The 6,144-nt window shown below is 46.3% G+C and carries 5 protein-coding genes; all 5 read right to left on the bottom strand.

Going from position 1 to position 6,144, the window contains the following annotated elements; all coding sequences use genetic code 11:
• Positions 1-21: 21 nt before the first annotated feature.
• A complete protein-coding gene (locus tag RMO27_RS14365) occupies positions 22-1,032 on the bottom strand; it encodes a hypothetical protein (protein WP_309733655.1) in 1,011 nt (336 codons plus the stop codon).
• 9 nt (positions 1,033-1,041) lie between these two features.
• On the bottom strand, positions 1,042-2,154 hold the full coding sequence (locus tag RMO27_RS14360) for a serine/threonine-protein kinase (protein ID WP_309733653.1): 1,113 nt from the start codon (positions 2,152-2,154) through the stop codon (positions 1,042-1,044).
• 302 nt (positions 2,155-2,456) lie between these two features.
• Entirely contained in the window at positions 2,457-2,996 is a 540-nt protein-coding gene (locus RMO27_RS14355; RefSeq protein WP_309733652.1) for an alpha-ketoglutarate-dependent dioxygenase AlkB, read from the bottom strand.
• Between the two features lie 126 nt (positions 2,997-3,122).
• Positions 3,123-4,586 carry a cobyric acid synthase CobQ gene (cobQ, locus tag RMO27_RS14350; RefSeq protein ID WP_309733657.1) on the bottom strand — a complete coding sequence of 488 codons (1,464 nt, stop codon included), beginning with the start codon at positions 4,584-4,586 and terminating at the stop codon, positions 3,123-3,125.
• A 476-nt stretch (positions 4,587-5,062) separates the two neighbouring features.
• The coding region (locus tag RMO27_RS14345; protein WP_309733650.1) for a thioesterase domain-containing protein at positions 5,063-6,144 on the bottom strand (1,082 nt) is incomplete at its 5' end.

Below are 6,144 nucleotides of genomic sequence, written 5' to 3'. Positions count from 1 at the left end.
CTATTCACTATTCACTATCCCCTACCACAGCGGTTGTCGATCGGTTTTGGGCTGCGGAAAATTAGTGGGTTTGAGATCGGAAGCTGAGAGTTTTAGTTGGTAGGGAATTGCGCGATCGCTCTGAGAGACTAAGACAAATTCATGATAGCCATTGACACTGGTTTTACCAGACCAATTCTGAGTTGGGGTAGTAGTTAAGATCGCTGGTAGATTGGATGTTGGTGGATAAATCGCTAGGTTAATCGGTGTATCTGCCTGAATATTGACAGCAATATTTTGACCGCCAACCAAACTGGCCGTGTAAGCTTTGCCTTCGCCCGGTTGGAGCGTACCGCTGACAGTGCCACTCATCTGGCCAATTGGAAATACGATTTCAATAAGTGCTTGCTGGGATTGAATCGCGCGGACGCGATCGAGCATTGCGGCTAGATAAATTTGACCTAAGGGTGTCTCTAAAAATTGCTCTTTTCCTAGCCTCAATTTTTGGGCAGAGTAGTCAGTAATCGATCGATATTTAGCATCGGTGAGATCGATTAAGGTACGTTCGCTCAGATGGAGACTATTGACTTTCGATTTCCACTCCGCCCGATCGCTAGCATGATACTGGCCGATGTTTTGGATGGCTTCATGACTGAGTTGACTGGTTAATCGATCTCTGAGTTTAGTGGCAATGGTGTCTACTTGCGATCGTACTTGGCGATCTTGAGTATCGACTACTTGAACTTGGGGATTTTGAGTGATAAAAACTTGGTTAACGGCAGCACCATAAGCTTGCGGATTGACACCCGTACTGACCAAGGCGGTTGGCAGCGTTAGTTCGCTCTCGGAGCCAATTGTCGGTACTGGTTGGTCTGCGGTGCGGGTCGTGACGATCGATCTGGCGTTACTACTAACAGTGGGCGAAGCTGCTACTGCAGTTGCGTCAATTGAGGAGCGGACTGGTTCGGCACGTTTGGACAGCAGCATCGCTACGATCCAGCCTAACCCCACCGCGCCTACTTTCGCCGCGATCGCGAGCCAAGTTTCCCCCATTGTCTGCTTCTATGAGGATGTTTTGGCAGTTGCTAGCGTCGGTGGTAATGACTGTGGCAGATGGGGATTGGCCACGACGGTGGGATCTTGGCGATTGGCAGCGGCTAGTGGAGCCTGAGTCGGTGCAGAATGGCGTGTCGGCGGCAATGGCGATGAATTAGGTACATGATTCAAATTCCTAGCTGTCAAAGCTAAGAGGACATCCTGGGCGGATTGAAAGCGATCTTTCGGACGGAGCTGCAGCATTCGATCGAGAATACTCCCCAAGTTGGAACGCAGGCTGATGTGTTCGCGCCAGTTCCAGACAAAATTTTGGGGATCGATCAGGTCTAAGGGTTCTTTCCCTGTCAACAACACCAACGTAGTCGCACCCAGGGCATACAGATCGCTGTGATGAAACACGACCCCGCGCTGCATTTGCTCATTGGGGGCATAGCCGATTTTCCCCAATTTGGTCGAGACATGATAGCCCCCACCGCCCGACATATATTGGGTAGCCGCATCTACAGCAATTTGTTTGACACCACCAAAATCAATCAGCACTGGTAGCCCATCGCGCTCCCGTCTAATCAAATTATCTGGAGAAATATCGCGATGAATCACGCCCAGGGAATGGATATAACTGAGCACCGGTAAAATCTGGGTCAAAAATTCGACCATTTCGATTTCAGTGAAGGCTTGACCCTGCTTGAGTTTATGCCGGAGTAGTTGTTGATAGTTATCGCCAGCGACGTAATCCTGTACCAAAAATAGCTGGCCGACACCACCCCGATTGACGCGAAACATTTCCCGAAACATCGGGATTTGGGGATGTTGGAGCTGGTACATGACTCCAGCTTCGCGCTCGAATAATTGCTGCGCTTTGGTCAGTAAGGCTGTGCCCTGGACTTGTGGTGCAAATTCTTTGAGAACGCAGGGTTCTCTAAATCGATTGATATCTTCACATAAATATGTCCGCCCAAACCCACCCTGGCCGATTTCTTTGACGATTTGATAGCGATCGCCAAGTAGTACCCCTTCAGTCATGGCTTTGTTGACAGGGGTGACAATCTGACTGCCGCAGGTTTGACAAAAACGGTTAGTGTCAGGGTTGTCGTGTCCGTTAGGGCAAAATATGGTCATTGCAGAGAATAAATACCTCAATCCTCTCTCTATAATACCGCTTGATAGAACCTACACAAATTTTGACAAGTCCAAACTGATGTCTACAACTCTTCTTCTAAGAAAATCAAATTATAACTAGCTCAGGGACTAGATTGAAGCCCATTTTCTTCGCCCGTTGGTTGAGATGTGCTATGAGCATTCGCCAAGTTATTTTGAGTCATTTAGGTGGATACAAGCTCGCTGAGTTGCCGAGTGAAAGAGCTGCAATATTCCAGGCGGCACTTTGCCCTCTCCTAAGCTAGGGAGCTGATGTGCGATTTTCACATCACAGATTGTGGATCGATCCGGCGAAAGGTCAGACTAATTCGACCTTCAGTAACATTCGCTCTTTTGATCGCATGACTCCAAAATTCTTGCGTTTTTTGACTCATATACAGCAACGAGCCGTGGAGGAGGAGATATTGCAATCGTTGTGAATAATCAGCTTTCGATCGAAATGATAGCTTCCGCTCGGTACCGAGCGAGATAATAATAATCTGGGTACCGTCTTCGAGATTGTCGATTTCATCGGAGTGAAAACCCATTTTGTCACGACCATCTTGATAAAAGTTGATCAGACAACTATTCGGTTCAAATCCCAAAGTTTGCGCTAGCTGCACACATAGCGGCTGAAGCAGCGGGTGCATCGGTTGGATTTCATAGGTCAAACCAGAATAATTGTAAGGTAGCCCAAAACATGCCGTCTTGCGCGCGCTAATCCGTTCGTCCCACTCGATTCGATCGCGTAATTGAATATATAGTTCGGTGGCTGCTGTCGGCAAGAGATAGCCGGGACAAATAGTTACTTCTGGTTCGGTCATGTGAGAAGTGGAAAGTGGAAAGTGGAAAGTGAATAGTGAATAGTTAAAAGAAATCTAAGATCGGAAACATCTGCAATTAGAGAGTAGGGCAATGTCGGTCAACACCCAATTACTCGATCTCAATGTCTACTGTAATTTAGCTAAATCTAGATACTCAGAGATCGAATCTGCCAATTTATCGAAAATCTCTTCCCGTTGACTGGCATAGTCAGGTACAGCAGTGGTAATGGGTGCTAAATTGCGACGCGATCGAATCTGATTCAACCATTCTCGCCGCCAGTGCCCATTATCAAAAATACCATGTAAATACGTGCCCCAGAGCTGAAGTTGGCGCTCGACAATTCCCAACGTTTCATCAGCGAATAAGTGCTGGTAATTGCTACCATTCAGCCGTTGTGGATGCCATTGAGTCGTACCCTGATGAATTTCGTATCCCGAGATCGACATGCCCTCATGAGGATAATTAGTGGTAGTAGTACGTTGACGAGTAACTTTAGTATCGGTAATCGTGGTTTGGAGTGGGAACAGATCTAAGCCAGCATATTCGCCAGGAATACCTTCGATCCCGTCGGGATCTGATAGAGTGGTGCCAATCATTTGAAATCCACCGCAAATTCCCATTACCGTCCCACCATTAGCCAGATAGTTTGGGAGCATTGTGGCAATACCAGATTGTTGGAGCCAATTGAGATCGGAGATCGTCGTTTTGGAGCCAGGTAAAATGATTGCATCGCAGCTATTTACTTCATCTTTAGTCGTAATGTATTTGAGATTGACCGTCGGTTCGGCATCGATCGGATCGAAGTCAGTAAAATTAGAAATTCGCGGGAATCTTACCACCCCAATCGTCAAATCGGCATTCGGCTTACGCGATCGCCGCTCTAATAAATCTAACGAATCTTCGGATGGAAATACCTGGTCTAACATCGGGATTACACCGATCACTGGAATTCCCGTCCGTTCTTCTAGCCAAGTAATCCCCGACTCTAAGAGCGATCGCTGACCGCGAAATTTATTAATAATAAAGCCTTTAATTAACGCACGTTCTTCCGGTTCTAATAACTCTAACGTACCGACAATATGGGCGAACACCCCACCCCGATCGATATCAGCAACCAGCACCGTATTGGCCTGCAAATAACTCGCCACTCGCATATTAGTTAGATCGCGATGTTTGAGATTGATTTCCGCTGGACTCCCCGCACCTTCGCAGACAATATAGTCGAATTCGGTGGCTAATTTATCCAGACAACTAGTTATCGCCGCCCAGCCGCGATCGAAATAATCCCGATAATAATCTGCCGCCTGGACTCTCCCCACTGCCGTACCCATCAAAATCACCTGGGATGTCATATCGCCTTGGGGCTTGAGCAAGATCGGATTCATCTCCACTCGCGGCTCGATTTTCGCCGCCCACGCCTGAACTGCTTGCGCGTGCCCCATTTCCTTCCCATCGGCGGTAATGTAGGCATTCAGAGCCATGTTCTGACCTTTGAAGGGGGTGACTTGCCAGCCTTGGCGGACGAGCAGGCGACAGATGGCGGCAGTAATTAATGATTTTCCGGCGTGGGAGGTGGTACCCACTACCATGATGGATTTAGTCAATGGGGAAAGATGGAAATAGGGATGGTTTAGTTATTGTACGCATAGATCGATTCCGCCGAGCGGAGGCTCCGCCAACAAGATGGGATCGCGAGACAATTTACCAGCAAAAATATGCATCTGAGCAGCAGTTTTTCGATCGCTTAATCCGAGCGATCTCTATTCCAAACCTACTAAAGCTTAAATTTGAAATTTGGCTGTCTTCCCGGTAGATGGTTTTCCAGGGCAGCAAGCCGATTGACAAGTCGCCCCGACAGGGCGGTGGCAGATCGGGGCGACTTGTCGCTATAACGCTGATAGGATCGGTCTCATAGCTCTCAAGCCTTGTCGATCGTAAGGTAGTTTGTTTTACGCGAGGGTAGAGGGTGTGAATCCTTGAGGAGAGTAGGCTCCCCAAGTTAAACGACCTTTCAAGCCGCACCCAAAAATAATCGCGCTCATTTACTTGATGATTAACAGGGTAATCAATTTAATTGAGATTGTAACAAAGTAGCTAAAACCTGAACGTGAGGACTAGTTAGCATGGTAGAGTGATTACCTGGAGTCTGATAAACGTTGATGTTATCTGCTAATTCATTCCAGCCATAAGTAGGGCTATTAATTACTCGATCTGAAAATATAGTGCGGTTCAGTTTTCCGGAAGTTTTATCTGCAGCACGGTATAGCGATAGAGGAATTTGAGGAATCTTTAAAGGATTATAATCAAGCATTGCCTGCCAATTATTTTTGAACACCGAAAATATTTGTTCTGGCGGAATAACTTCCCCAGGATGTAACAGTGGGAAAAGATCTTTCAATTGTATAAAAAGATTTTCAAAAGTCAATGCAAGTTCAGAATCTTTCTGAGATAGTATTTGTACTATTTGTCCAAAAGCACCTTCAAACATTTCTTTAATGAGTTTAAGATAATCTAGATCGTTAGCAGAATGGACAAAATTGGCTAGCTTGGCTTTTTGAGAGGAAATTGGAGCAGCTGTATCAAAAACAGCAACCAAAGCAACTTTTTCATTACTTACCCATAACTGTCGCGCCATTTCAAAGGCGATCAATCCTCCAAAACTGTGACCAGCTAAATAGTAAGGAGGGTGCGGTTGAATTTTTTTCAAGCTGGCGATGTATTGACTGGCAAGAGTTTCTATCCGATAGACAGGAAAACTACTGCCCCACGAACTCGCTTGTTGCCAACTGTAAAAAGGCTGCCCTAAACCAATTTGACGAGATAATTGTGTAAAATAATTGGGACTACCGAAAATACCCGGGACGCAAAATAAAGGTGGCTTCGACCGATCGCTATTTTTAGAAATTTCTCTGAGACAATTAGTCATTATCATTAATTTCTCCTTTTCTGTGGATGAATGTGGTGACACACAATGGTTTATTGAGAGTTGCGTTAAGAACAGACTCGTAAGCTCGACTTTATCCATTTTCGATCGCTTTGGATCTAACCGTCTAGCCATAACGGTTATAGCAGGTTGGACTTTTTGAATATCGCCTGTTTTATCGATCTGTGAAAAGTCGGTTCGACGAGAGCGAGTCTGGGAGCCAG

This window comes from Chamaesiphon sp. OTE_75_metabat_556, assembly GCF_031378165.1.
Lineage (GTDB): Bacteria > Cyanobacteriota > Cyanobacteriia > Cyanobacteriales > Chamaesiphonaceae > Chamaesiphon.
The sequence above is the reverse complement of the archived record's forward strand: the minus strand, read 5'-3'. Positions and strand labels throughout refer to the sequence as shown.